The organism is Nannocystis pusilla, from assembly GCF_020073745.1.
GTDB lineage: Bacteria > Myxococcota_A > Polyangia > Nannocystales > Nannocystaceae > Nannocystis > Nannocystis radixulma.
The window spans coordinates 477637-500974 of record NZ_JAIRAU010000027.1 but is presented as its reverse complement, the minus strand read 5'-3'; the positions used below and the strand labels follow the sequence as shown (position 1 = coordinate 500974).

Sequence of the window (23338 nt, the reverse complement as noted above, 5' to 3'; positions counted from 1 at the left end):
CATCCGGACCCGAAGCGAGGCCGAGGGTATCGCCCCGCGTGCGCGCGGACAACGTCGCGCACCGTGCGCGGGGCGGCGCGCGAAAAAAAATGTTCGCCCGCGCCGATCAAGCGCCGGGAGGTCGGCACTCGTCGGTCCGCGGCCGCGGCGCCCACCGAACGAGCGACCGCGCGCCTCCACTAACTGAACCTACTTCGGAACTGACCATGTTCGACACCGCCTTCTCCTCGATCCTCTCACCCGCGAAGCCCGCCGCCGCCGTGCTCGGCGGGCTGCTGTTCCTCATCGCCTGCCAACCGAAGGAAAACGCCACCGACGGCGACGACAGCCCCAGCATGGAGTGTGCTCCCGAGGGGGCGAGTAGTGCCGAGGCGGCGTGTTGCGAGGGGTTGGCCCCCGATTTCTCGAACACCTGCGTGCCGTGTGTGCCGGAGGGCCAGGCACGATCCGTGGATGACGGCGGATGCTGTGAAGGGCTGGTGGCCCATCCGACTACGATGATCTGCGAAGAGCCGCTGGGCCAGACCGAATCGACCGGCGACGACCCCACGACCAGCACCAGCACGAGCGACGACACCGGAACCGACACGGCCGGCGCGTGCGCCGGACACGACATCGTCGACGCCTGCTGCTGCTTCGCCCTCACCCCCGGGGACGGGGGGCCCACGCCGCCCACGATCGAGGTCGGCTGCGGCGACAGCCCCCTGTGCTCGAGCTTCGAGATCTTCTGCGGCGACCCGGAGGACGGCATGAGCTCGGAGCCGTGCACCACGACGAGCGACGAGGCGGCGCTCGACTGCGCCCTGGCGGCGCTGGCGGCCGGCAAGCCCGGCTCGCTGCATTTCGAGCTTCGCCACTCCTCCCAATTCGGATTCTGGGGAGACACGCTCTCGTATTACATCCGCGACGACGGGACCGCTTTCGTGGCCGCGCGCGAGTTTGTCGACAGCTCCAGCTCGGCGGACGTCTCGCACCGCCCGCTCCAACCGACCGGCTCCTTCGCCGACTGCCAGGCTACCGACTCGGTGGAGGCCAAGATCGCGTGCCTGAGGGCCGCGACCACCGACGAGGTGATCGAGCAGTGCGCCACCGCACCCGATTGAGCGTGGGCCTCCGGGCACGGCGATGCAGCGGGCCGCGTCGCTCTCGAGATCAGCGTCGTTGCCGTCGTTGGCGATGATGATCGAGGCAACCGGGATCAGTGCCGAGAGCACTGGGCCGGTGCCGCGGAAGTCCGAGGTTCAAGCCCAACCTGGCAAGGTCAGGGGTAGAGAAGATACAAACATTCGGCGGCCCTGCCATGAAGGACTGGACCCAGATGGCCAAGAAGACGGTCGACGACGCCAAGCCGCGGACCGCCGCGCCGTCAGTGCCCACAGGCGTGTACTGCCTCGGCTGAGCTGCAACGAACCTGAAATCTGGTAGAGGCGTGGCCAGGAGGCCCGCATGAAGAAGCAAGAACGCCGACACTTCACCCCCGAGCAGAAGTCCAAGATCCTGCGCGAGCACCACCTCGACAAGGTGCCCGTGTCCGACCTGTGCGAGAAGTACAAGCTGCAGCCGAGCGTGTTCTACGGCTGGCAGCGGGCGCTGTTCGAGCGGGCGCCGCAGGTGTTCGTCGAATCCCGCGTGACCCCGGCGGAGACCGTGAAGCGCGAGCTCGGCGGCAAGGTCGAGCACCTCGAGGTGAAGCCCAGGCGATCCTCGACTTCTTCGACAAGCACCCGCTGGAAGGCTACCGCCGGCTCACGTACATGATGCTCGACCAGGACATCGTCGCGGTCAGCCCCGCGACCGTCTACCGGGTCCTGAGTGCGGCAGGCCGCCTCGATCGCTGGCATCGCGGCCCATCGAAGACCCAGTCAAACGGCAAGCTCGAGCGCTGGCACAAGACCTTCAAATCCACCGCCCTGCGACCCGCAGCACTCTCGACGATCGACGAGGCCCGCCGCGTCACCGCCGACTTCGTCGAGCACTACAACGCCCGTCGTCTCCACAGCGCCATCGGCTACATCGCGCCCGGCGACAAGCTCGCCGGCCGGGAGCACGCGATCTTCGCCGAGCGTGACCGCAAACTCGAGACTGCTCGAGAGCTTCGCCGTCAACGCCGAGAACTTGCTCGCCAACATCAAACCCACCATCATCCCAGCGAGACCTGCCCACCCGCAAGTCCGTAAGCCGCCCTCCCTCGGTTGCATTCACGCTGAGCCAATACAGACGAGCCCGGTCTCCGTCCGCTGCACGCCATTCCGTTCACGCTCGACCGCGGGCTGATGGTGGTCCAGGGTCGGATCGCTGGATCGCCGCCACTCCGGAGAAGGTGCGCTCGCGCCAAATATCGCCGACGTGAGCGCGCCGGTCACCACGAGCTTCGAAACATTCAACCCTGCGCTCGAGATTGTTGTGCCGCGCGTCGGCTCCGCCATCCATGGATTGGCGTGTCACTTCGAAGCGATCGTGGGGCCGTCGCTCATGGCGAACCACACAGTTCGGATCGACTACGATCGACAGGTCATCGAGCTCTACGCACCCGACGTGGTCTACCGGGGCGCGAGGGTCAGGGACGGTGGCATGTTCACGTTGACCCAGGAGAACGGCGAGACCATGAGCTCGGACGCCCTGATCGACTGGGCGTCCGGGGCCGCGTTGACGGGGGCATGCTCGGGAGCCTCGACCGGGTCAGCGTTGGCGACGTCTGGATGACCGGCGGCGTGGACAGGGCGGCCCGCCGCCGGTCCGCCGCCTCAACCTCGACCTGCACCGGCATGAGCGCGGCGCTTCGCGCTCCTGACCCCGCGACCAGGTGCGCAACTCGTCGATGTCTCCTTCGAGGGTCGCCAGCTTCTCGCCGGTGGGGCTCCACACGATGACCTCGAACAAGGACATGCTCGCAAGCGCTCCATTGGAGCGGAACGCCAACTGCGAAGCGGAGGACATGCCGAGCATCGAACTGCTCGCCGGGGAGGGTCGTGGGGCTTGCGTGAGGCCGCGCCAGCAACACGCTCAGTGCCGCGCCGCGCGAGGATCGGGTGAGCATGTCCTTGGGCTGCGCCGCCGCGGTGCTCGCCGAGCGCGGCGCCGGGCACGATGCGGCCCTGGTCGGCGAAGGTGTCGCCCGTGTGTGCGTGGACAACGCCGCGCGCCGCGCGCCGCAAAAAAAATGTTCGCGCGCGCCGATCAAGCGCCGGGAGGTCGACACTCGTCAGTCCGCAGCCAGGGCGCTCGTCGGACGAGCGATCGCGTTGCCGCACCCATGACCGCTCCTCAAGCCGACCATGCTTAACCTCTCATTCTCCTCGCCCCTCCCCCCCTCGCCTGCGACGCGCTGTCTTGGGACCGCCGCGCTGCTCGGCGGGATGCTGTGCCTCGTCGCGTGCGAACTCAAGGAAGCCGTGACCGACGAGAATTCGACGAGCGACGGCCCACCGCCACCGAGACCGCGACCGGGTCGGTGACGTCGACCGCGACCGATGCCATGACCCCCACCACCGGGGCCATCCTCGCCCGTTCCAATTGTCCTTCCGGGCGCCCTGAGCGCTCGCTGCGGCCGGTCGCCGCATAGATAGTAGGTACAGCCATGTTCTTGTTGGTTCTGCAGAATCTCATCATGCTCTCAGGGTCGAGTGCAACCGATGTCGCGTCGGCGGCTCCGGCCTTTGCGATGGAGTGTCCGACCCTTGACTGCGCCGTCCGTCGCGCGCCTGACGAGGTCATCGCTGCCCTGATTCGGCTGCGAGATCCGTCGTGGGCCGTGCCGGGCCTCGAGGCCGCGGGCATCCGCTTTCGCCGCGATCGTGACGGTCGAGCGCGCCACGTCGGGACAATCTACCCCGTCGACGCTCCGGCGCGCGCGCTCGCCATGCTCGCGGCGATGGGGTGGGAGGTCCAGGTGGGCGCGCCGGACGTCGGCGCGCCCACGCAGGCCACCGGCACCGAGGCGGGGACGTGGGCCGTCGAGGCGCACGGCCCGACGCCGCTCGACGGGCCCACCGGCCGCGGGGTCAAGGTGATGAGCTTGGACGAGACGATCGATCTGTTCCACCCTCACTTCTTCCGCGCTGACGGCGGGGCCCACCCGTGGATCGATGTCGACGGCGACGGCATTCTCACCCCGGGCGTCGACGGGATCGACCTGAACGCCGACCTAGCGATCGAGGCACACGAGGTGATCGCGTTGCTCGACCACGCCAACACGACCACGGGAGCCTCCGCGGACGGGTTCTTCGACCCGGTGGTCGACTACCTCTATTTGGACCTCGACGGCAACGGTCTCCGCGACCGCGGCGTCGGGTTCGACGAGTCGACTCCGGGCTACGGCGAGCCGATGTACCTGCCTGACGACGCGAACGGCGACGGATCGATCGACGTTCACGAGCGCGTCCTCCTCCTGTCGACCTCGAAGATCTCCGCTTTTCGCCAGGGCGACCAGGTGTGGCGCCGCGGCGTCGATCTCATCGAGATCCCCGCATTCTCCTATTACACCGCCTGGCACGGCACGGCGACGGTGGGGATCCTCGCCGGCGGGCAGGACCGCCTGTTCCGCTCGCACCGGGGGCTGGCCGGCGACGTCGACATCGTCATGGGGTCCCGCCTCGGGTGGTCCGGCTGGGCGGACTACGTCGAGGCCTACGCGTGGGGCATCGAGGAAGAGGCCGTCGACGTCGTGCTCAGCGAGTACAACACCTACAGCGGCCACGAGCTCGACGGATCGACGCTGGTCGAAGCGGCGATCGACGAGTCGAGCGAGGCAGGGGTTGTCCACGTGTGCACCGCGGGCAATCTCGCCGCGTCCGAGAGGCACACGCAGACATCGGCGAAGCCGGCCGAGTTCCAATTCCTTGTCCCGAACGGTCCGCTCACGTGGTTCCGGATCACGTTGCACTGGCGCGACCCCGTCGCCGAGCTCCAATGTGTGTTGCGCAACCCCCAGGAGCAGGAGCACGTGCTCGTCCCGAACACGGTCCAGGCGTTCGGAACGAACGACGTCGCGGTCGATCGATTCGACAGCCTCGGCGGCACCTCTGTCCTGTTCATGAGGATGACGTCGAAGATCGCGCAGCACCCCGGCGTCGGAGCGTGGACCCTGGAGTGCACGCACGGCTCGGCGGAGCCCGTCACCGTGCATGCGTACCTCCGCGATCCGATGACGTTCTGGGACACGTTCACGCGCTTCCTGCAGCCGGCGCCAGACCCGACGACCACGATCTGCGTCCCTGCGACCGCGGACAGCTGCATCAGCGTTGCCGGCTACGAGTTCCAGGAGCCGTGGACGGTGCCGGCCGGGGAGCTCGGCCCCTGGTCGAGTCGGGGGCCGCGCATCGACGGCGGTCGGACGATCGACATCGCCGCGCCGCGGGACGCCTATGGGCCCGAGCCTTCGCCCGACCAGCCTGACTCCTCGGTGTACTACACCATGCCGGGCGGGACCAGTGGGGCCGCGCCGGTCGTCGTGGCCGCGGTCGCGCAGCTGCTCGAAGCCGAACCGGGGCTGACGAGCGCGCAGATCCGCGACCGTCTGCGCGCGAGCGCCGGCGTCGACGAGTTCGTCGACGTCGTCGACTTCCCGGACGACGGCTGGGGCTATGGCAAGCTCCGGGCGTACCAGGCGCTTTACGACGCGGACGCCCCGGCGCGGCCTGATTTCGTCACACGCGGCCTCGAGGTCGAATTGCAGGAGGGCGATGGGACGTGTACCGCCGTGGTGCGCGTGCTCGACGTCGACTGGCCGTCGTCGACCTTCCGCTGGGACGACGACTACGACGGGGCCTGGGACACGGAATTCGCGGCGACGCACGAGCGCCCGATCGTCCTCACGCCGGACGACCCGACGTACGCGGTGCGCGTGGAATTCGGGCGCGAGGGCTGGCGCGTCGGCGGCGCCGCCGTCACCGGCGAGGTCCCGGCCTCGTGCTTCATGGGCGGAGGTTCCGAGAGCAGCAGCAGCGGCGGCAGCTCCGAGACCGGTGATGTCACGACGGGCGGGAGCAACACGGACGGGGACGAGCCGACGGGGAGCGCTGGCACCGGCGGGGCGATGACGAGCACAGGCGCCGGCGTCAGCGACACCGCCGGCGCCAGCGCCACCGCTGGCGGCAACGACGCTGCCGACGACGGTGGATGCGGCTGCACGACGACCCCGGCCTCCGCCGCCTGGTGGAGCATCGTGATGCTGGGCCTCCGGCGCCGAAGGCAGTCGGCTTGAGTCCGAGCCCCACGACGCTCCCCTATCGCTTCCCTTATCGAAGCTCAGTGAGGTGTTGTCATGGGAGTCACGGCGACCGACTGCGGTAGGGTCCCGCCTCGGCCTCTGCCAGCATCCGCGGAGACCTCGCGGGCCGCGGGGACCCCCTGGCGCCCCCATCCGCGGCCGGGCCCCGCGTTGACGGTCTCACGCCGCCCCATGGTGGCCGCTCCTCGCGGACGCCTCCTGTTCTACGCGCCGTTGGTCGCGCTGCCTCGCGTGACTCACGGAAGGCGGCAGAGGCCGTCATCGAAGGCCGCGTCGCCGATCTCCAAACGCGTCGGCGGCGAACGGCCGGCGAACGAGCCGTACGAGCGTGCAGTCGCGCTCCTGCACTCCGACCCGCGGACCGCGGTCGAGCTCTTCAAGGCCGCCGCCAAGTTGCAGCCCGAGCGCCCGCGCATCCACGTCAACCTGAGCTGGGCGCTGTCGAAGCTCGGCCTCCACGCCGAAGCCAGGGCAGCGGCACAGCGAGCGCATCGGGTTCGGGCGCCGCGTGTATCGATAGCCCTGAGGGGGGTTCAGGTGCCGTCGGCGAGCGGTCCGGCGGGTTTCCAGCCCTGCTGAGCGCGGATTTCGGCGGCCCACGCCTCGAGGTCCGCGAGCGAGACGGAGACAGGAGTAGCGATCGGCGATGCGGCGAGGCGGGCGGCGACGGCGGCGCGCAGGCGCTCCTTGCCGCGCGCGAGCTGGCTGCGCAGCGTCGGCTCGGCGACGGCGAGCAGCAGCGCCGACTCACGGCTCGTCAGGCCGCTGAAGTACCGCAGCTCGAGCACCACCTGGTCGTGGAGCGGGAGCTGGCGCAGGGCGTCGACGAGGGCCTGCGCCTGGCGTCGACTCATGATGATCGAGCTCGGCGAGGCCGGGGCCAGGTCGTCGACGCACACCGCGGAGAAGTCGAGGTGCTCCCGCTCGCGTTTGTATCGCTTGCGGATGTAGCCGTGGAGCACGTTGCGGGCGACCGCGTAGAGGTAGCGCCGGAAGCTGGTCTCGCCGCGGAATTGCGGCAGCGACTCGAGCGCGCCGAGGAAGGTCTGATGGACGAGGTCGGCCGCGTCGTCGCCGCTGGCGACCTTGTTGCAGAAGAACCGCGACATCTCGCGGTAGTGCCTGGAGATCAGCGCATCGCCGGCGCCCGGCTGCCGGTCCCGCCAGGCCGCCGCGAGCTCCCAGTCACTCGGCTCGGACATCCGCGCGAGTATACCTCAGCCCCGGTGACGGGCGCTGCCGCGCCTCGAGCGCAGCGACCCGCCAGGCCAGCGCCGGGCCGCCGCCGCGGTAGAACGCGGCTGCACGCGCCGCCAGCGGGCGCGCCTCGTCGCTCCGCCCGACCGCTGCCAGGGCGCGCGCCAGGTCGATCGCTAGGAGCCCGAGGTAGAAATCGCCGGGACGAAATCGCTCATGTGGGGTTCGCATGAGCGGGTGTGTTCTGAAAGTCGAGCATCGGCGGAGACTGACGCGAGTCGCGTCCAAAGAGCGCTCCGAGCCACCGGAGAAGCGTGAGGACAGCCACGAGTACGGCAGAAAGCGCGGCCCGAAGGCCCTGGAGGGCCCTCGGTTTCCCGACTCCGTGGACCTTTCGCATGATCAGACTCAAGTTGAATCCGGCGGCGTGGATGACCAGCCGCTTGCGGATATTGTCGTGACCGCGGACGTGGACTCTGCGCATGCCGCCGGAGTCGAGCATGTGTGCGAAGGGCCGTTCGACCAGCTCGCTGCGCTTCTTCTGCAGCTCCTTGCCCTTGCTCCGTTTCATGCGGCGGCGGCTCCGGCGGACCGCGTCGCGCTCGGCCTGCTTGCCCTCCACCGCCGCCGACCTCGCGCGGGCTCCGGAATATAGCCGCGCACGTCGACCTCCTCGAGGGAGGTCATCACGTCGTTGCTGTGGTAGCCCTTGTCGGCGACGACCTCCTCGACGCGCTCGGCGATCTGCTCCCTGGCCTTCTCTGAGCCCTCCTGGCGCACCTCCGCGAGATTGGCGTCGGCGACCTCCAGCGTCTTTTCGAGGGTTTTCGTGTCGCCCGCAGCGCCGCCGTGCACCGTCACGCCGACGATCGCCCCGGTCTCGAGGTCGACCGCCTGCTCGTGCTTGTGCGCGAGGTGAGTGCTGCCGTTCTTCATCTTCATGATCTGCGCCTCGGGATCGTGCGGGTGCACCCACTCGTCGTTCGAGCCCTTCTTCGGCCGCTTGCGGTCGAGCCGCGCCACGTCCTCGCGCGTCGGTTCCTCGATCCTCTCGGCCTCTGCCAGGTCGGTCAAGTACTCCTTGTACGCGCGCCCGTCGTCGCGGCGAACAATCGAGCGCAGCGCCGCGTTCGCCTCGAGCGTCGTCGCGTCGATCCCCAGCGTCTTGCCGCGCAGCAGGCCGTGCTCCGCCACCAGCTCGAGCACCCGCGTAAAGACTCGCTCGTGCCCGTCGGTGCTCAGCCGGCGTCGCGTCCGCGAGATCGTCGAGTGGTCCGGCGGCTGCTTCTCCAGGCCGAGCCCCAAAAAACGCCGCAGGCTCAGCGAGTCGGCAATCCGCCCGGCGATGCCCCGCTCGCTGCCGATCCCCTCGAAGTAACCGATCAGCAAGCACCGGAAGTACACCCCCGGCGCGAGGCCCGGTCGCCCCATCACCTCGGCATAGAACTGCTCGCACTGCTTCTCCGCGAAGCGGTCGAAGCCGTGCTTCCGGAGCAGATTGTCGAGCGCCTCGTAGAACGGGTGCCCGAGCCCCTGCAGCTTGTCATAGGTGATGAACAGCGTCGGCTGCTCCCCGTTGTCGTGCCCCATTGCCATGGCAGAGCCACTCTATCAGGTTTCCGAGCGGCGCGCGATACCGCGCGCCGCTTTGCTGTTCGCGAGATTCCTCGCGGCGTGGTTACCGCGACTTCCACCACGGGCTGCTAGCGACCCCGCGTGCTCGCCGCGGTGTGGTCTGGGCGAAGTCGTCAAGAAGCGTTGCCAACCCGTTGCCAAAAGGTCCGGTTGCCAGACCATCAGCGGGCTCGGGCGGGCACGCCGCCCCCCTGCAGAACACCGATCTGGGCCAGGAAACGAAGGGGCCGGGGATCGGGGGTGTTCTGCGGGGGGTCAGTCGGACTTCAAGGTCGAGGAGGCCAGCGCCGGCCAGGCCGTGTTCGTCTACCCCGACGCCCTCCCGCTGGCCGACATGGGCGGCCAGACCGGCTGGGACCTCGATCCCGCCAACGAAGACGTCGCCCTGTTCGACGCCATCCTCGCCGACGTCTCGAGCCGGCTCTGCATCGACGGCGCGCGCGTCTTCAGCACCGGCCACAGCTTCGGCGGTTACATGTCCAACACCCTCGGCTGCGCCCGCGGCGGCATCGTCCGCGCGATCGCCCCGGTCGCCGGCGGCGGCCCGTTCTTCCCCTGCACCGGCCAGGTCGCCGCCTGGGTCGCCCACGGCACCGGCGACACCACCGTGCCCTTCTCCCAGGGCGAGGGCGCGCGCGATCACTGGCTGTCCACCAATTCATGCGGCGACACCACCGCCCCCGTCGAGCCGGCCCCCTGCGTCGCCTATGACGATTGCGCCGACGCCCTCCCCGTCCATTGGTGCCAGCACGACGAGCCCGACCTCGGCGGCCACGGCTGGCCCGCCTGGGCCGGTCCCGCGATCTGGGAATTCTTCGCCGCGCTGTGACGCCCCGCCGAGGACGAGCGGGCCGCGGACGGCCGATCGCCGCGGTGTCGACAATGCCCCGCGCGATGTCCCGGCCCAGGGCGCGTGCTCGACCTCGGGTCCTGCTGGCGACCGATCGTCGACATCTCCGTCAATCTCGACACATGGCCTTCAGGCCATGACTGACAGGACAGGTGCGTCGCGCGTCACGCGGGCGACGCCGCCGCCAGCGCGGCGAAGATCGCCGCGATGGCGACGGCCCCCGGATCGGGGACCCCGCGCAACGCGCTCTCGGGCACGTAGCTCGCGCGACCGGCGTGCGTCCGCGTCATCGTCCGCGTCGCCTCCGCGCCCCGCTGCGCCGCCGCGGCGGCCCCTGCGAGCCCCTCCTCGGCTTCGAGCGCCGCGATCGCCGGGAGCAGCGCGTCGAGCAGCGTGCGATCGCCCGCCCCGGCGCCGCCGACCTGCTGGATCCGCCGCACCCCCGCGCGCAGCGCCGCCGGCCAGGCCTGCGACGCTCTCGCTGCGACGCCCATCGCCGACACCCCGATCGACAGCAAGATCCCGCTCGATCCGCCCATCACGCTCGACAGCTGCCCCGCGATCGCGGCACACAGCGCGCCCGCGTCGGCGAACGGGAGGCGATCGAGCTCGGCGAGCACGGCCCGCGCCGCCGTCGCGAACGTCGTGCCGGTGTCGCCGTCGCCGACCTTCGCATCGAGCGCGTTGAGCTCGGCCTCGCGGGCGATCACCGCCGCGCACACCACCTCGAGCACGCGTCGGCGCGCCACGTGGACCGACGGCGAGGGTGTCTCCGGCCGCAGGCCCGCGGGCAACGGGACCGGCGCGACGCGGGCGACGCGACGTCCGGGCACCCACGCGGCCGGGCCGACCGGGGACAGCAGCGCGCGCTCGAGCTCCGGGTCGAGCGCGAGCGCGGACACCGACAGGCCCTTCATGTCGAGCGACGTCATCAGCCGCGCCGGGCCGAACACCAGACCGACCTCGCGCCGCATCGACGCCAGCAGCGATCCCGTGGCGACCGCGATCTCGATCGGCGGCACCCCGCCGAGGTCGTTGATCATCAGCGCGACGGGCGAGCCTGCGTCGCCGAGCCGCGCGTGGAGGCGCGACACGAGGACCTCGGCGAGCTCGCGCACCGGCGCGTAGCGGATCGTCTCCGCGCCGGGCTCGCCGTGGATCCCGAGGCCGAGCTCGACCTCGTCCGGGCCGAGCCGCAGCTCCGCCGGCTGGCCGGGGATCGTGCACGACGAGAACGACAGACCGAGCGAGCACACCGCTCCGGCGACGCGCTCCGCGGCGCGCTTCACCTCCGCGAGCGGCGCCCCTTCGCGGGCGAGGTGGCCGGCGACCTTGTGCACGAACAGAGTGCCGGCGACGCCGCGCGGCCGCGGTGCCTCCGGGATCGCGATGTCGTCGCCGACGACGACCATCTCGACCTCGAGGCCGAGCGCGCGCGCCTTCTCGGCAGCGAGCCCGAAGTTGAGGCGGTCGCCGGTGTAATTCTTGACGACGAGCAGGCAGCCGGCCGCGCCGGTGACGGCGAGGATCGCCGCGAGGACCGCGTCGACGCTCGGCGAGGCGAAGATCTCGCCGCTGACCGCGGCGGTCAACATCCCGTCGCCGACGAAGCCCACATGCGCCGGCTCGTGTCCCGCCCCGCCGCCCGAGATCACGGCGACCCGGCCGCGGTCCCAGTCGGCGCGAACCACGACCTTGATCGCGGGGAAGCCGTCGAGGCGGGCGAGCTTGCCCTCGCCGAGCGTCACCGCAATCTCGATCGCCTCGCGGACGATGTCCGCCCGCTCGTTGATGAAGTGCTTCACGCGGCGATGGTCGCACGAACGCCGGCCGTGATCAGCCCCCGCCGGCGTCGCCGCTCTCGTCCTCGGTTATCCTGCGGCGCGAGCAGGTTCATGAGCGTCTCGAAGCGCGGAGCGAGGCGGATCGTCGTCGACGGTGAGGAGTATGTCTGGCAGCTCCGCCGGCGGCCGACGCCCGATCAGCGGAGCGGCCGGACGCCTCTGCTGCTCGCCGTCGCTGCGCGCGGCGTCGACGGCCCCGCCATGCTCGTCCGCCTCCATCGCCCCCACCCGGGCAACCAGGTCGGTCTCGCCTCCGCCGCCGTCACCCCGCGCGAGGTCGCCGAGCTCGTGCGCGAGGGTCTGCGCGCCGGCTGGCAGCCCACGCGGCCCGGCCGGCAGTTCATCCTCGTCCCGCGGGCCGCTGCCCGCGGCCCGAGAACCTGGCCCCGAGGACATATGCATCATTCACGCGAACAGCTGCTCGCGCTCGCCCGCGCCCGCGAGCCCCGCGATCGCCTCCGCCTCGCCGACGATCCGGCGTACGTCTCCTGGCCCGGCGGCGGCGGGTTTCAGCCGTGCGCGATCCTCATCAACGACCGCGACCTGATCGATCTGGTCCGCGACGTCGAGCGCCCGCACGCCGCCCGTGAGATCGCCGAGCGGCGCCGTGACGACCCCGAGCTCGACCTCACCGTCGACCACCTCGCCGGCGACTACCTCCACCTCACGCGCCGCGAGTTGGCCCTCCCGAGCCGCCACCTCTTCGGGCCCTCCGACGACGTCCGCCACGGCTTCGCCGTCGCTGCCGACGACCCGGTCCACGCGAAGACCACCGTCCTCCAGTGCACCTGCGGGATCCTCGAGTGCTGGTTCTTGCTGGTCCGCATCACCCTCTTCGACGATCTCGTGGTCTGGTCGGACTTCGAGCAATTCCACCGCGACTGGGTCTACGACCTCGGGCCATTCGTCTTCGATCGCCAGGCCTACGAGCGCGCGCTCGCCGGGTGACCCCGGCTCGGCGGATGTCGTTTCAGACATGACCGAAGAGACATGAACCGCGACAGCCGGACCGCAGTGCGACGGGATGGCGTCGCGGACCGCCGAGGGCGGTCGCAGGCCGATGTCCCCAGGGACATGTCCGTTCATGTCGGACCGCCACGCCCCGAGGCTCGGGCAGCCGGGGGCGGGCCGCCTCGGGACGGCGGCGGGGTCGCACGGAGCGCCGCATCGACCGGGTGATGGCATCGCCGTTGCACGCGTGAGCGCCGGCGTTCGGGATCGCCCGCCCCGCAGCTTGCACGCTTCGCCGGCATCCGTGAACCTGGAACAGGCGCCGATGCCCGACGACTCCACGCACTCGAGCCAGCTCGTCACCCGCGTCGACGCGCTCGCGCAGGTGCCCGAGCGCGGCAGGCGGGCCGAGCCGGACGACCCCGGTCCGGCGAAGATCGGCCGGTTCGTCGTGCTGCGCAAGCTCGGCGAGGGCGGCATGGGCGTCGTGTACTCCGCGTACGACGAGCAGCTCGAGCGAAGGGTCGCGCTCAAGCTGCTGCGCGGCGAATTCCGCGGCCAGCAGCAGAGCGTCGGCCAGGCTCGGCTTCTACGCGAGGCGCAGGCGATGGCCAAGCTGTCGCACCCGAACGTCGCCCAGGTCTACGACGTCGGGCCGTTCGGCGACGCCGTGTTCATCGCCATGGAGTTCATCAGCGGCGGCAACCTCAAGGGCTGGTTGCAGCTCGAGGACCGGCCGTGGCGAGCGATCCTCGGCGTGTACCTGCAAGCCGGCCACGGCCTCGCCGCGGCCCACGGCGCCGGCCTCGTCCACCGCGACTTCAAGCCCGACAACGTGCTCGTCGGCGACGACGGCCGCGTGCGCGTCGTCGACTTCGGCCTCGCCCGCCACGACGAGCACGCCCTGATCCCCCAGGGCGCCCCGCCGCCGAGCGCCAGCGGCGTCGACCTGACGCAGGTCGGCACGTACATCGGCACCCCCGCGTACATGGCCCCCGAGCAGCTGTTGCTCGAGCCGGCCGACGCGCTCAGCGACCAGTTCAGCTTCTGCGTCGCGCTGTTCGAGGGCCTGTACGGCTACCGCCCGTTCAAGGGCGCGACGACGGCGGAGATCTCGAAGGCTGTCCTCGAGGACAGGCGCCTCGACCCGCCGCGCGACACCGAGGTCCCGGGCTGGGTCCACGCCGCGCTGGTCCGCGGCCTCAGCATCGATCCGGCGCAGCGCTTCCCGACGATGGACGCGCTCCTGCAGGTGCTGTCGGCCGATCCCGACCGCGCCCGCCGGCGCCGCCTCGGCGTCGCCGCGGCCGCCGCCGGCGTCATGTTGTTCGCCAGCGCCGGCGGCTACGCGGCCTACGCGATCCCGGCCCGCGCCGCCGCGACCTGCGTCGGCGCCGACGAGCAGCTCGCCGGCGTCTGGGATCCCTCCGTCGCCAGCGCCGTCCGCGAGGCCCAGACCGCGACCGGTGCCGCCTACGCCGACGAGGTCGCGACCCGCGTCGGCCAGCGGCTCGGCGAATACGCCGGGGCGTGGATCGACATGCGCCGCGGCGCCTGCGAGTCGCACCGCCGCGGCGAGCAGTCCGACTCGCTGTACGACCTGCGGGTCGCCTGCCTCGACGACCGCAAGACCGCCCTGCGCGCGCTCGTCGGCGTGCTGACGACCGCCGACGCCGCGGTGCTCGAGAAGGCCGTGCAGGCCGCCGACCAGCTGCCGACGCTCGCGCGCTGCGCCGACACCCGCGCCCTGCTCGCCCGCAGCCCCGCGCCCGACGACCCCGCGGTCGCGCGCGCCGTCGACGACCTGCGGGCCCGCCTCGCCGGCGTGCAGGCGAAGTTCGACGTCGGTCAGTTCAAGGCCGCGCGCGCCGAGCTCGAGCCGCTGCGCGCCGAGGCCGAGGCGCTGGCGCACGCGCCCACGCTCGCCGCGACGCTGCACCTCGCCGGCAAGATCGACGACCAGCTCGGCGACTACCCCACCGCCGAGGCGGCGCTGCTGCGCACCGTGGCGACGGCCGACCGCGCCGGCGACGACGAGACCCGCGCCGCCGCGACGATCGATCTCGTCCGCACCGTCGGCGTGCGGCAGGCCCGCTTCGACGAGGGCCTGCACCTCGCCGAGCTCGCGCGCGGCGCCACCGGCCGCCTGTCCGACGGCGGCACCGCCGAGGCGCTGCTCGAGGGCCGCCTCGGCGACCTGCTGCTGACCCGCGGCGACCTCGATCGCGCCGCGCCGCACATCGACCGCGCCGTGGAGCTGCGCGCCCAGCTCCACGGCGAGACCTCGATCGCCCACGGCCAGGCCCTGATCTCCCGCGGCACGCTCAGTTTCCTGCGCGGCGACTACCCGGCCGCGATCGCCGAGTACCGCCGCGTCCTGGCGATCTTCGAGCAGACCTACGGCGCCCGCCACCCCGTGCTCGGCGACGTGCTCAACAACATCGGCGCCGCCGAGCTGAGCCTGTTCGACCTCGACGACGCCGAGGCGACGTTCACCCGCACGCTGGCGATCGTCCGCGGCGCCTACGGCGACAGCCACCCCGCGCTGGCGACGGTCCACTTCAACCTCGGCATGATCGCCCAGTTCGAGGCCCGCTACCCCGATTCACTGGCCGCGCTCCGGCAGGCGCTGGCGATCTACGACGCCCACCTGCCGCCCGCCCACCCGAGCCGCGGCGACTGCCTGATCGAGCTCGGCAACACCCACCTGTTCGCCGGCGAATTCGCCGCGTCGGAGCAGTCGTTCGCCGACGCGCTGGCGATCTTCCACCAGGCCTTCGGGACAGGTCACCCGCGGACCACGCAGGCGCTCGCCGGCATGGCGACCGCGCAGCTGCGCGCCGGTCGGCTCGGCGACGCCGAGCGCACCTTCCAGCGCGCCCTCGCCGAGCTCGAGCGCGACCCCGCCGAACCGACCCGCGGCGTCCCGCTCGCCGGCCTCGGCCGCGTCCACCTCGCCGCCGGTCGCCACGCCGCCGCCGCCGAGGCGCTCGAGCAGGCGCTCCCGCTGCTGCCGCAGAACGCATTCGTCGCCCCGTACGACATCGCCGAGGCCCAGTTCGCGCTGGCCCGCGCGCTGGTCCGGCTCGACCCGGCCAACGCCGCGCGCAGCCGCGACCTCGCCTCGCAGGCGAAGACCGGCTTCCTCGGCGTCGGCGCGGCGTTCCAGCCGGCCGCCGCCGAGGTCGACGCCTGGCTGTCCGCTAGGGCAGGTTGACGTACGCGGTCCCGTCGGACTTGCCGGCGCACACCAGCCCGCCGATCGTCATCGTCTTGTCTCCGACGATGACGTCCCCCTCCTGCTCGATCGCGTCGTACTTGGTCTTCGGCGTCAGGCACTGGAGATCGGCGCCGCTCTTGAGGCACGCCTCCCACACCGGCATGCCGGTGAAGCACTCGCACGCGATCGGGTCGACCGTACAGGGCTTCTCGCCGCCCATCTTGCTCCCGTCCTGCCCGAGCGTACTGCCGGTCGTGGTCCCGCCGCCCCCGCCGATGCCGGTGCCGATGATCACCTTGCCCGGGTAGAAGTAATTGGCCACCGCGGTCCCGACGACCCCGAACCCGCACGCCGCGAACACACCGATCACGATCAACTTGCGCATGTCCAAACCTCCGCTTCCGAACCCAGCGAACCATTAGGCCGACACCCCCGCGGCGCGTCAATCGTCCCGCCCCCGAGCGGCGACCTGCGCATGACGCTGCCATGTAGGTGAAACGTGCCCGACGCCGCGTGCGGACCGGGGGCTCATGGATGCCGCCACGTCGCCCCCGACGACGCCCGCCGGCCGCGGACCTGCGCCCCCGCGGCGGGGGCTGCCGACACTCGGTGGATGGCAGGCGAATTCCTCGACGTGACCCAGAGGACAGGCCCGGTTCAGGAGGCTGCTGCGATGAAATCGTGGATCGACTGCGCGATCGTTGGATTGAAGTACATGCTGTAGTGGTCGCCGTCCGGCAACACGATGCTCGACGCGTGGGGGATCGCGGCGCCGATCGCCGCGGCTGCGGCCGGGTGAGCGACCTCGTCTGCGGCGCCGGTCACGACCAGAGTCGGCGCGGTGATCGAGGGCGGCGGGCAGCTCGCGCTCTCGGCGAAGAACTCGCGCAGCAGGATCGCATGGCGGTGCAGCGCGACCGGGCTGCGGAACGGCATGCTCGCCAGGTGGACGAGCGAAGGGTCGATCACCCCGAGCACGTGCGAGACCTGGTCACGCGCGGGCTGATGCCCAAGATCGCCGCGAGCCTCGACGCCGCCCGCTTCTACCACCGCGTCGTGTTCGGCGGCGGCGGCGCAGCACCATCGGCGGACGCGGGCTGGCGGCGCCGCTGCGGAACACGACCAGCGGGAAGTCGTCGGACGACCGCAGTGTGTCGCGGGTGTAGACCGCGTCGCACGCCTCGCCCTCCAGCTCCCGCAGGGACATGCGGACGTACTCGCGGCAGGTCGCGGCGCCGATGTCCCCGGTCGCGGGCCGGGCCGGCGTGAAGGTCTTCGGGGCGCGCAGGTAGCTCGAGTAGAACACGGTGCGTCGGTTGACGAGCTGCTCGAGCGGCGTCATCTCGGCGTCCTCGAACATGCGGACTTCGAGCCGGGCAGGTCGAGCAGCTCGGCCAGGCTGGCGAGCGCCTCGCCCACGCTCGGCCCGCGAGGGATCGTCAGGTGGTGGACCGGGCCGCCGGGGAAATCTTCGGTGTTGAGCTGCCACAGCTCGTCGGCGATCCAGTCGACCGGGACGAAATTGAGCGGCGTGGTGGCTTCGCCGCGCAGCCGCAGCGGGCGACCCACCGCGCGCAGGGCCTCACGCATGCGGTGGACCTCGCGGATGAACCCATACATGCCGGTGTCGCTGCCGCCGCTGCGTTTGGTCGTGTGCGGGCCGACGACGATCCCCGGGCGGACGATGCGGGCGTCGAGTCCGTGCAGCGCGCACCGGCGCATCACCTCTCCCTCGGCGGCCTGCTCGTCGCCGCGACCCTTCATCAGCTCGACGTCCAGGGCGCGACCGTCGTCGGGCACTCGCTCGGTGGCACCGTCACCACCGCGCTCGCCGAGCAGAGCCCTCACCTCGTCGAGCGCGCTGTGATCGTCGACCAGGCGCCCGACAACAGCTACGGTGGCCTCGACTTCCCGGCGAAGCTCAGCACTTCGCCCGTCATCGGCCAGGCGCTCTGGCGAACCGCGCCCGAATTCGCCATCCGCGAAGGCTTGAGCCAGGCATTCGCTCCCGGGTTCGACATACCTGACACCTTCATCGACGACTTCCAGCGCATGACGTTCACCTCGTACGACCACTCGGTCGCCGAACAAGTGCGCTACACGGATGAGAAGCCGTTGAACGAGCGTCTGGAGCAGACCGGCGTGCCGCTGCTCGCCGTGTTCGGCGAGCAGGACCAGATCTACGCCGCCCGCGAGGCCTTGCGAGCATACGCCGGGGTCACGAGGTCACAGACCCAACTCATCCCGGACGCGGGCCACGCTCCGAACGTCGAGCAGCCGATGGTGCTGGCCCAGCTGATCCTGGCCTTCTCGGCCCCGGCGCACCCCGGCGTTGCGATCCACGGAAACGACAGCTCCGGGTGAATAGGCAGAGGGGCAACGCCATCCCGGCCCGGGCGGCGACCCTCTCGGCGGCCGCACGCCACTCGGTCTCGTTCAAGCCGCTCTCGTGCTCGACGCGCAGCACGTGCGGCGTTCTCACGTGCCGGGCGGCTGGACGCCGGGACCGCCGAGCGACTTCAGGAAGGTGATCAGGTCGGCGCGTTCCTCGGCGTCCTCGACGTAGAACGGATGCGGCTCCTGCTCGCCCCGCCCCGGGTCGAACAGGGAGTCGAGGGTCGGCACCGAGGCGTCGTGAAGAAAGAACGGTTTGCGGGCGAGGTCGACCAGGAACACCGGCGGGATCCCGCGGAGCGAGGAGCGGTCGCTGGCGTCGACGATCACCAGCTTGTCGTCGTAGGTGCCCGGCGAATCGGCGATCGGGACCAGCGGCGGCTTGCGCACGAGGAGCTCCTTCGGCAGGTAGCCCGGCCACAGCGCGCGCAGATCGACCAGCATGTACGGCAGCGGCTCCAGTGGGTCGACGTTGTGGCAATCGGTGCAGTTCTCGGCGAGAAACACCTGCTTGCCCCGGGCAGCCGCGGCCGGATCGACCTTGGCCCCGGCGGGGATCGGCAGGTCGGCCAAATACGCGTTCATGTCGGCCAGCTTCTTCGCGTCGACGCGCCGCCCGGTCGGGCTGGTCGCGTGCCCGGGCGGCAGACCGTGCTCGGTCACGTGGACGAACGGGTACCCCGTGACGCCGGTCTCCTTCAAGATCGCCTCGTAGTTGGCGGCCAGTTCCTCGCCGAGCGGGCCGGCCCGCAACGTCAAGAACTGCCGCCCCGGCGCGGTGACCAGCGCGGTCGGGTCGAGGTTCTGCGAGAACGAGGCGCTGCTGATGTCCTGGAGGCGCTCGAACTCGCCGGCCGAACCGAAGGGGTCGGCGAGATCCTGGCGGAACAGCGGCGTGTTCTGCACCGAATTGCCGACCCCGTCGTTGGTCTCGTCGAACGTGCCGCGCGGGTAATAATCCTTGTTACGCAGGTATGCGTCGACCTCCGCCTCGCTGCTCTCGCGGCGGATCCCCTTCGGGGCGCGGCCGATCGTCATTCCGCCGAGCTCGAGCTGCAAATTGGGGTAGTAGGCCCGCGAGTTGAGGCCCGCGGCGATGATCCCGCCGACGTCGATCGACCAGGTGCCGAGGCCGTCGAGTCGCTTGCCGACCGCGCCGCGGTTGCCCGGCATCTGATAGACGGACCCGTCGGCGACGGTATGACAGATCGCGCAGCTGATGCCCATCTTGTCGCCGTTGCGCAGGTCGACCCTGCCGTCCCCGTCGATGTCCTTGGCCGCGAATCCGACGACCGCGTTGGCCTCGATCAGCGCGATCGTCACGTCGGAGTCGTGCAGCAGCGGCGCCTGCTGCTTCGACAGGTCGGTCTGGAACTGGTGTTCGAGTTTCTTGCGCAGTTTCTTGTCGATGTGCTCGATGTCGATGTGCATGCCGAGCTCGAGCAGCCCGAGCGGGGATATTTGCTCGTCCATGATCCCCTGCGGCAGGCGGACGGCGTCGGTCCAGAACCCCTCGTTCCCGAAGGTCTCGAAGCGGAACACCTCCTGGCCCGCGGCCGCGTCGCCGCGGAGGAACGGCCGCCGCAAACCTTCGACCGCCGGTCGGGTCTGCTGCGCCGGGCCGGCGCCGTACCACAGCATCGCGCCGGCGGCGACGGACACGGCGGCGATCCCGGCCATTCGCATGATCGTACGCATTGGGGCGGTCATACCCACTCCTCCGTCGCCGTGAGTCCGGTCGACGCCGAGATGGTGCCGGGACCTTCTTACGGTGCCGCCGCCGACATACCTCCTGGCTCGAGGCGACTCCTTGAAGCGGTCGAGTGGAATCGCGCGACCAGTGCGCGGCGTCCGCGTCCAGAGCCGCATCGCGACCTGCTTGGTTCCGCGCCGCTCGGGTGCAGCGCACGCCGGGTCACGTCCTGGTCGGCGATGGATGAGCGCGTGCGCCGGCTTCGACGAGGACGGTCTCGACCACCAGCGTCTCGCCCTCCCGGCGGGCGCCGAGGCTCAGCCGCCCCGGTCCGGGACGCGGCCCGATCCCCTGGGCCAGCGCGTTCTCGACGAGCGGCTGCAGCAGCATGCCCGGCACCCGCGCGCCGAGGACCGCGGGATCGACGTCGCGGACCACCGTCAGCCGCGGCCCGAAGCGCATCGCCTGCAGCTCGAGGTCGAGGTCGACCTGCTCGAGCTCGCGGCGCAGCGGCACCTGCCCCTCCGCGCCGGCCTGCTGCGTCAGCCGCAGCAGGTCGCCGAGCCCGACCAGCATCCTCTCGGCGCGCCGCGGATCGTCGCGGACCAGCGCGGCGATCCCGTCGAGCGCGTTGAACAGGAAGTGCGGGCGCAGCTCGAGCGACAGCGCGCGCAGGTTGGCCCGCGCCAGCGAGCGCGCCAGCACCTCGCGCTCGACCCGCTCGTGGGCCCGCTGCAGCACCGCGTGGGCGAGCACCAGCACGGCGAAGCCGCCCGCCCCGCGCACGACGACCTCGCCCGGCTGCATCTGCGCCGCGATCACCCCCGAGTCCACGCCCAACAACACAACCGCCAGGGCGAGGAACGCCGCGGTCACGGCCGCGTCGAGCGCGAGGTAGCCGACGCCCAGCAGCACGCGGAGCAGCTTGTGTCGCGCGCGCCGCCCGGGCGTGAGCGGCAGGGCGTCGAGCACCCACCACAGCGGCCAGGCCGAGGCGACGTACACCGCGGCCCCGGCCAGAGCGACGGCGAACATCTGCCAGCCCTCGACCGCGAGCCCGCGGGCCTGGAGCTCCTGCACCGTCGCGTTCGTCGGGCTGTAGATCACCGCCAGCACCACGCCGACGAACACGAGCCACTGACCGCGCGTGGTCTGGTGATACACCGAGGGGACGCCCTCGAGAGGTCTCGCGCCGACGCACACCACGCCAGTGTAACCCACCGCACCCGGCCGTGAGCTCGACCCCTGACATTGACGATTGAGTATTCCCGGGATGCTGTCTCGCGGCGTCCACGGCCGACCCCGGGCGCAGCTGTAAACGCTCGTGGTCGGCGCATCGTCCGCGCCGTCGCAGCGGCTCATCGAGATATTCGGCGCGTTCCCTGTTGCGCGCTTGTGATCCTCGGCCGCGCGGAGCTACCGTCGCCGCGCCATGAAGCTCCTCAATTCCCCCCTGTCGCCCTTCGCCGCCCGCGTGCGGCTCGCCATCCACGCCAAGTCGCTCCCGGTCGAGCTCGCCCCGTCCGGCATGTGGACGCCCGACGGCCAGAAATCGCCGGAGTACCTCGCGCTCAACCCGATCGGCAAGGTCCCGACCCTGATCCTCGACGACGGCACCGCGCTGCCCGAGTCCGACACGATCGTCGAGTACCTCGCCGACGCCTTCCCGCAGGCCGGCCTGCGACCCTCGCGCCCGCAGGACATCGCCCGCGGCCGGCTGCTCGCGCGGATCTTCGAGCAGTACGTGATGGCCCCTGGCTGGGGCGGCCTGTTCGGCCAGCTGTTCGCCCCCTCGCGCGACGACGCCGTCCTCGACGCCGCCCTCGCCAAGATCCACGAGGGCATGCGCCACCTGTCGCACTTCATGGTCGACACCCCGTTCGCCGTCAGCGACGCGATCACCACCGCCGACTGCGCCCTCGTCCCCTTCCTCTCCTTCCAGAGCCGGATCGCCCGCTTCTACGGCCGCGGCGACCTGCTGGCCGAGCACCCGCGGATCGCCGCCTACCACGCCCGCACCCAGCGCGACCCCGCCGTGCAGAAGGTGCTCGCCGAGATGCGCGACGGCCTCGTCGGCTCCCGCCTCGCCTGCCTGCTGACGCCCGACGAGCAGCCCGGCTGAGCGCGGCCGGTACCTGGTCGCCAGGACATGTCCTTCGAGGAAGCCCCGCGCGTCCCGGCGCTCGGGCCCCGCCTCGATGCGCCCCCTGCGCCGTCGTTTTTACCCGGGGGATATTGACCGGCAATATTCCCCGGGTATTATTGCCGCGTGGACCCGGAGCGCACCTACACCGCCTTCGCCGGCACCCGGCGTCTCGCCTCGGGCAGCGCCCGCGAGGTGCTGCAGCGCCTCCGCGACGCCGGCGCGTGCGCGGGGACGGTCCTCGTCTTCGACGACGCCAGCGGGCACCAGGTCGAGCTCGACGCCACGCTGGCCGCCGAGGCGCCGCCCGTGCGCGCCGGTCCCGGCCGCCCGAAGCTCGGCGTCGTCTCGCGCGAGGTCTCGCTGCTCCCGCGCCACTGGGAGTGGCTCGAGCAGCAGCCGAGCGGGATCTCGGCGGCCTTGCGCCGGCTCGTCGAGGAGGCCATCCGGCGCGATCCCGACGAAGAGCGGGCCCGTCTGGCGCGAGAGGCCGCGCATCGGGTCATGACCGCGCTCGCCGGCGACCTCCCCAATTACGAAGAGGCCGCGCGGGCCCTGTTCGCACGCGACTCGAAGCGCTTCGCGCGGCAGATCCGCCGCTGGCCCGCGGACATCCGCGATCACCTCGCGCGCATGGTCGAACGCGCATTTCCTTCAGGAGACGACCCATGACCTCTGCCACCCCGCACCGGACCCGCGCCGATCACAAGCGACAATACCGCGAGCAGCCGCGGCGCGCCGGGGTCTACCTCATTCGCAACACCGTCAGCGGCAAGGTGCTGCTCGGCAGCAGCATGAACCTGCACGGCCCGCTGAACCGCCACCGCTTCATGCTCGACATCGGCGGTCATCCGAACCGCGCGCTGCAGGAGGACTGGCGGCGCCTCGGCCCCGACGCCTTCGAATTCGCGATCGCCGACATCGTGACCCCGCAGGACGAGGAGGCGGGCCCGCACGAGGACGAGCTGTGGCTCCTGGAGCAGGTGTGGATCGAGCGGACCTCCCCCTTCGGCGAGCGCGGCTACAATCTCCACCCCCGGATCCGCGACGCATGATTCGGTGAGGCAACGCCCTCGCCATGGCATGTCTCAAGAGACATATCGCCACATCCGCATTCATCTCACCCTCGCCCCGACGCGCAGCGCCGTCGCGGACAGCTCCATGAGCCGGCCGCGACACGCA

General features: G+C 71.2%; 24 protein-coding genes. 14 read left to right on the top strand and 10 right to left on the bottom strand.

Annotated elements, in window-relative coordinates:
- Positions 1-38 precede the first annotated feature (38 nt).
- The 7 genes from K7C98_RS20850 to K7C98_RS45520 all read left to right on the top strand — a co-directional run bounded on the left by K7C98_RS20850 (position 39) and on the right by K7C98_RS45520 (position 6808).
- On the top strand, positions 39-1103 hold the full coding sequence (locus tag K7C98_RS20850; RefSeq protein ID WP_224193459.1) for a hypothetical protein: 1065 nt from the start codon (positions 39-41) through the stop codon (positions 1101-1103).
- 343 nt (positions 1104-1446) lie between these two features.
- Positions 1447-1758 (top strand): transposase, encoded by a 312-nt coding sequence (locus K7C98_RS20845; protein ID WP_224193458.1) that lies wholly within the window; start codon positions 1447-1449, stop codon positions 1756-1758.
- The gene (locus K7C98_RS20840) at positions 1755-2177 is read left to right on the top strand and encodes a transposase (protein WP_224193457.1); all 423 of its coding nucleotides are present in this window, start codon (positions 1755-1757) and stop codon (positions 2175-2177) included. Before K7C98_RS20845 ends, K7C98_RS20840 begins: the two co-directional genes overlap by 4 nt.
- Positions 2178-2346: 169 nt before the next feature.
- Complete coding sequence (locus tag K7C98_RS20835; RefSeq protein WP_224193456.1) at positions 2347-2703, top strand: hypothetical protein; 357 nt, start codon at positions 2347-2349, stop codon at positions 2701-2703.
- A gap of 332 nt (positions 2704-3035) precedes the next feature.
- Positions 3036-3257: a hypothetical protein gene (locus tag K7C98_RS20830; protein WP_224193455.1), complete on the top strand. Its 222-nt coding sequence runs from the start codon at positions 3036-3038 to the stop codon at positions 3255-3257.
- Positions 3258-3751: 494 nt separating this feature from the next.
- Positions 3752-6202 carry a S8 family serine peptidase gene (locus K7C98_RS44925; protein WP_224193454.1) on the top strand — a complete coding sequence of 817 codons (2451 nt, stop codon included), beginning with the start codon at positions 3752-3754 and terminating at the stop codon, positions 6200-6202.
- A gap of 60 nt (positions 6203-6262) precedes the next feature.
- On the top strand, positions 6263-6808 hold the full coding sequence (locus tag K7C98_RS45520) for a tetratricopeptide repeat protein (RefSeq protein ID WP_431312838.1): 546 nt from the start codon (positions 6263-6265) through the stop codon (positions 6806-6808).
- Here K7C98_RS45520 and K7C98_RS20820 read toward each other — a convergent pair.
- The 3 genes from K7C98_RS20820 to K7C98_RS20810 all read right to left on the bottom strand — a co-directional run bounded on the left by K7C98_RS20820 (position 6763) and on the right by K7C98_RS20810 (position 9022).
- Positions 6763-7431, bottom strand: a complete 669-nt coding sequence (locus K7C98_RS20820) for an RNA polymerase sigma factor (RefSeq protein WP_224193453.1) — start codon at positions 7429-7431, stop codon at positions 6763-6765. The two genes, K7C98_RS45520 and K7C98_RS20820, sit on opposite strands and share 46 nt — an antisense overlap.
- A 209-nt stretch (positions 7432-7640) precedes the next feature.
- Positions 7641-7997 (bottom strand): transposase, encoded by a 357-nt coding sequence (locus tag K7C98_RS20815; RefSeq protein ID WP_224193452.1) that lies wholly within the window; start codon positions 7995-7997, stop codon positions 7641-7643.
- The gene (locus K7C98_RS20810; protein ID WP_224193451.1) at positions 7994-9022 is read right to left on the bottom strand and encodes a transposase; all 1029 of its coding nucleotides are present in this window, start codon (positions 9020-9022) and stop codon (positions 7994-7996) included. Before K7C98_RS20810 ends, K7C98_RS20815 begins: the two co-directional genes overlap by 4 nt.
- A 337-nt stretch (positions 9023-9359) precedes the next feature.
- Between K7C98_RS20810 and K7C98_RS20805 the strand changes: the two genes are divergently transcribed.
- The gene (locus K7C98_RS20805; RefSeq protein ID WP_224193450.1) at positions 9360-9890 is read left to right on the top strand and encodes an alpha/beta hydrolase family esterase; all 531 of its coding nucleotides are present in this window, start codon (positions 9360-9362) and stop codon (positions 9888-9890) included.
- Positions 9891-10075: 185 nt separating this feature from the next.
- On the opposite strand, the gene K7C98_RS44920 is transcribed toward K7C98_RS20805, so the two are convergent.
- On the bottom strand, positions 10076-11716 hold the full coding sequence (locus tag K7C98_RS44920; RefSeq protein ID WP_224193449.1) for a dihydroxyacetone kinase subunit DhaK: 1641 nt from the start codon (positions 11714-11716) through the stop codon (positions 10076-10078).
- 90 nt (positions 11717-11806) lie between these two features.
- On the opposite strand from K7C98_RS44920, the gene K7C98_RS20795 reads away from it, so the two are divergent.
- Together K7C98_RS20795 and K7C98_RS20790 are read left to right on the top strand one after the other, a co-directional pair.
- Positions 11807-12703 (top strand): hypothetical protein, encoded by an 897-nt coding sequence (locus tag K7C98_RS20795; RefSeq protein ID WP_224193448.1) that lies wholly within the window; start codon positions 11807-11809, stop codon positions 12701-12703.
- A gap of 328 nt (positions 12704-13031) precedes the next feature.
- Positions 13032-15923: a serine/threonine-protein kinase gene (locus K7C98_RS20790; RefSeq protein WP_224193447.1), complete on the top strand. Its 2892-nt coding sequence runs from the start codon at positions 13032-13034 to the stop codon at positions 15921-15923.
- Here K7C98_RS20790 and K7C98_RS20785 read toward each other — a convergent pair.
- From K7C98_RS20785 to K7C98_RS20770, 4 genes are all read right to left on the bottom strand, one after another.
- Positions 15910-16311, bottom strand: coding sequence for a hypothetical protein (locus K7C98_RS20785; RefSeq protein WP_224193446.1), 402 nt, complete (start codon positions 16309-16311; stop codon positions 15910-15912). The two genes, K7C98_RS20790 and K7C98_RS20785, sit on opposite strands and share 14 nt — an antisense overlap.
- Positions 16312-16583: 272 nt before the next feature.
- Positions 16584-16895 carry an alpha/beta fold hydrolase gene (locus K7C98_RS20780; RefSeq protein ID WP_224193445.1) on the bottom strand — a complete coding sequence of 104 codons (312 nt, stop codon included), beginning with the start codon at positions 16893-16895 and terminating at the stop codon, positions 16584-16586.
- A gap of 22 nt (positions 16896-16917) precedes the next feature.
- The gene (locus K7C98_RS20775; protein WP_224193444.1) at positions 16918-17286 is read right to left on the bottom strand and encodes a hypothetical protein; all 369 of its coding nucleotides are present in this window, start codon (positions 17284-17286) and stop codon (positions 16918-16920) included.
- On the bottom strand, positions 17265-17648 hold the full coding sequence (locus K7C98_RS20770; protein WP_224193443.1) for a hypothetical protein: 384 nt from the start codon (positions 17646-17648) through the stop codon (positions 17265-17267). The genes K7C98_RS20775 and K7C98_RS20770 overlap by 22 nt, the downstream gene beginning before the upstream one ends.
- On the opposite strand from K7C98_RS20770, the gene K7C98_RS20765 reads away from it, so the two are divergent.
- Positions 17628-18290, top strand: a complete 663-nt coding sequence (locus tag K7C98_RS20765; protein ID WP_224193442.1) for an alpha/beta fold hydrolase — start codon at positions 17628-17630, stop codon at positions 18288-18290. The two genes, K7C98_RS20770 and K7C98_RS20765, sit on opposite strands and share 21 nt — an antisense overlap.
- Before the next feature lie 114 nt (positions 18291-18404).
- On the opposite strand, the gene K7C98_RS20760 is transcribed toward K7C98_RS20765, so the two are convergent.
- Together K7C98_RS20760 and K7C98_RS44915 are read right to left on the bottom strand one after the other, a co-directional pair.
- The gene (locus tag K7C98_RS20760) at positions 18405-20000 is read right to left on the bottom strand and encodes a hypothetical protein (protein WP_224193441.1); all 1596 of its coding nucleotides are present in this window, start codon (positions 19998-20000) and stop codon (positions 18405-18407) included.
- A 235-nt stretch (positions 20001-20235) separates the two neighbouring features.
- Complete coding sequence (locus tag K7C98_RS44915; protein ID WP_224193440.1) at positions 20236-21234, bottom strand: sensor histidine kinase; 999 nt, start codon at positions 21232-21234, stop codon at positions 20236-20238.
- Between the two features lie 211 nt (positions 21235-21445).
- Here K7C98_RS44915 and K7C98_RS20750 point away from each other — a divergent pair, with 211 nt between their 5' ends.
- The 3 genes from K7C98_RS20750 to K7C98_RS20740 all read left to right on the top strand — a co-directional run bounded on the left by K7C98_RS20750 (position 21446) and on the right by K7C98_RS20740 (position 23211).
- On the top strand, positions 21446-22135 hold the full coding sequence (locus K7C98_RS20750) for a glutathione S-transferase family protein (protein ID WP_224193439.1): 690 nt from the start codon (positions 21446-21448) through the stop codon (positions 22133-22135).
- Positions 22136-22282: 147 nt separating this feature from the next.
- A complete protein-coding gene (locus K7C98_RS20745; protein ID WP_224193438.1) occupies positions 22283-22828 on the top strand; it encodes a DUF2239 family protein in 546 nt (181 codons plus the stop codon).
- Entirely contained in the window at positions 22825-23211 is a 387-nt protein-coding gene (locus tag K7C98_RS20740; protein WP_224193437.1) for a GIY-YIG nuclease family protein, read from the top strand. Before K7C98_RS20745 ends, K7C98_RS20740 begins: the two co-directional genes overlap by 4 nt.
- Positions 23212-23338: the final 127 nt, after the last annotated feature.

Excerpts from the sequence above, each read along its gene's own strand:
- K7C98_RS20845 (WP_224193458.1), top strand. The coding sequence starts at position 1,447 with ATGAAGAAGCAAGAACGCCGACACTTCACCCCCGAGCAGAAGTCCAAG.
- K7C98_RS20840 (WP_224193457.1), top strand. The coding sequence starts at position 1,755 with ATGATGCTCGACCAGGACATCGTCGCGGTCAGCCCCGCGACCGTCTAC.
- K7C98_RS20830 (WP_224193455.1), top strand. The coding sequence starts at position 3,036 with ATGTCCTTGGGCTGCGCCGCCGCGGTGCTCGCCGAGCGCGGCGCCGGG.
- K7C98_RS45520 (WP_431312838.1), top strand. The coding sequence starts at position 6,263 with ATGGGAGTCACGGCGACCGACTGCGGTAGGGTCCCGCCTCGGCCTCTG.
- K7C98_RS20820 (WP_224193453.1), bottom strand. The coding sequence starts at position 7,431 with ATGTCCGAGCCGAGTGACTGGGAGCTCGCGGCGGCCTGGCGGGACCGG.
- K7C98_RS20815 (WP_224193452.1), bottom strand. The coding sequence starts at position 7,997 with ATGAAACGGAGCAAGGGCAAGGAGCTGCAGAAGAAGCGCAGCGAGCTG.
- K7C98_RS20810 (WP_224193451.1), bottom strand. The coding sequence starts at position 9,022 with ATGGCAATGGGGCACGACAACGGGGAGCAGCCGACGCTGTTCATCACC.
- K7C98_RS20795 (WP_224193448.1), top strand. The coding sequence starts at position 11,807 with ATGAGCGTCTCGAAGCGCGGAGCGAGGCGGATCGTCGTCGACGGTGAG.
- K7C98_RS20790 (WP_224193447.1), top strand. The coding sequence starts at position 13,032 with ATGCCCGACGACTCCACGCACTCGAGCCAGCTCGTCACCCGCGTCGAC.
- K7C98_RS20785 (WP_224193446.1), bottom strand. The coding sequence starts at position 16,311 with ATGCGCAAGTTGATCGTGATCGGTGTGTTCGCGGCGTGCGGGTTCGGG.
- K7C98_RS20775 (WP_224193444.1), bottom strand. The coding sequence starts at position 17,286 with ATGTTCGAGGACGCCGAGATGACGCCGCTCGAGCAGCTCGTCAACCGA.
- K7C98_RS20770 (WP_224193443.1), bottom strand. The coding sequence starts at position 17,648 with ATGCGCCGGTGCGCGCTGCACGGACTCGACGCCCGCATCGTCCGCCCG.
- K7C98_RS20760 (WP_224193441.1), bottom strand. The coding sequence starts at position 20,000 with ATGGCCGGGATCGCCGCCGTGTCCGTCGCCGCCGGCGCGATGCTGTGG.
- K7C98_RS20750 (WP_224193439.1), top strand. The coding sequence starts at position 21,446 with ATGAAGCTCCTCAATTCCCCCCTGTCGCCCTTCGCCGCCCGCGTGCGG.
- K7C98_RS20740 (WP_224193437.1), top strand. The coding sequence starts at position 22,825 with ATGACCTCTGCCACCCCGCACCGGACCCGCGCCGATCACAAGCGACAA.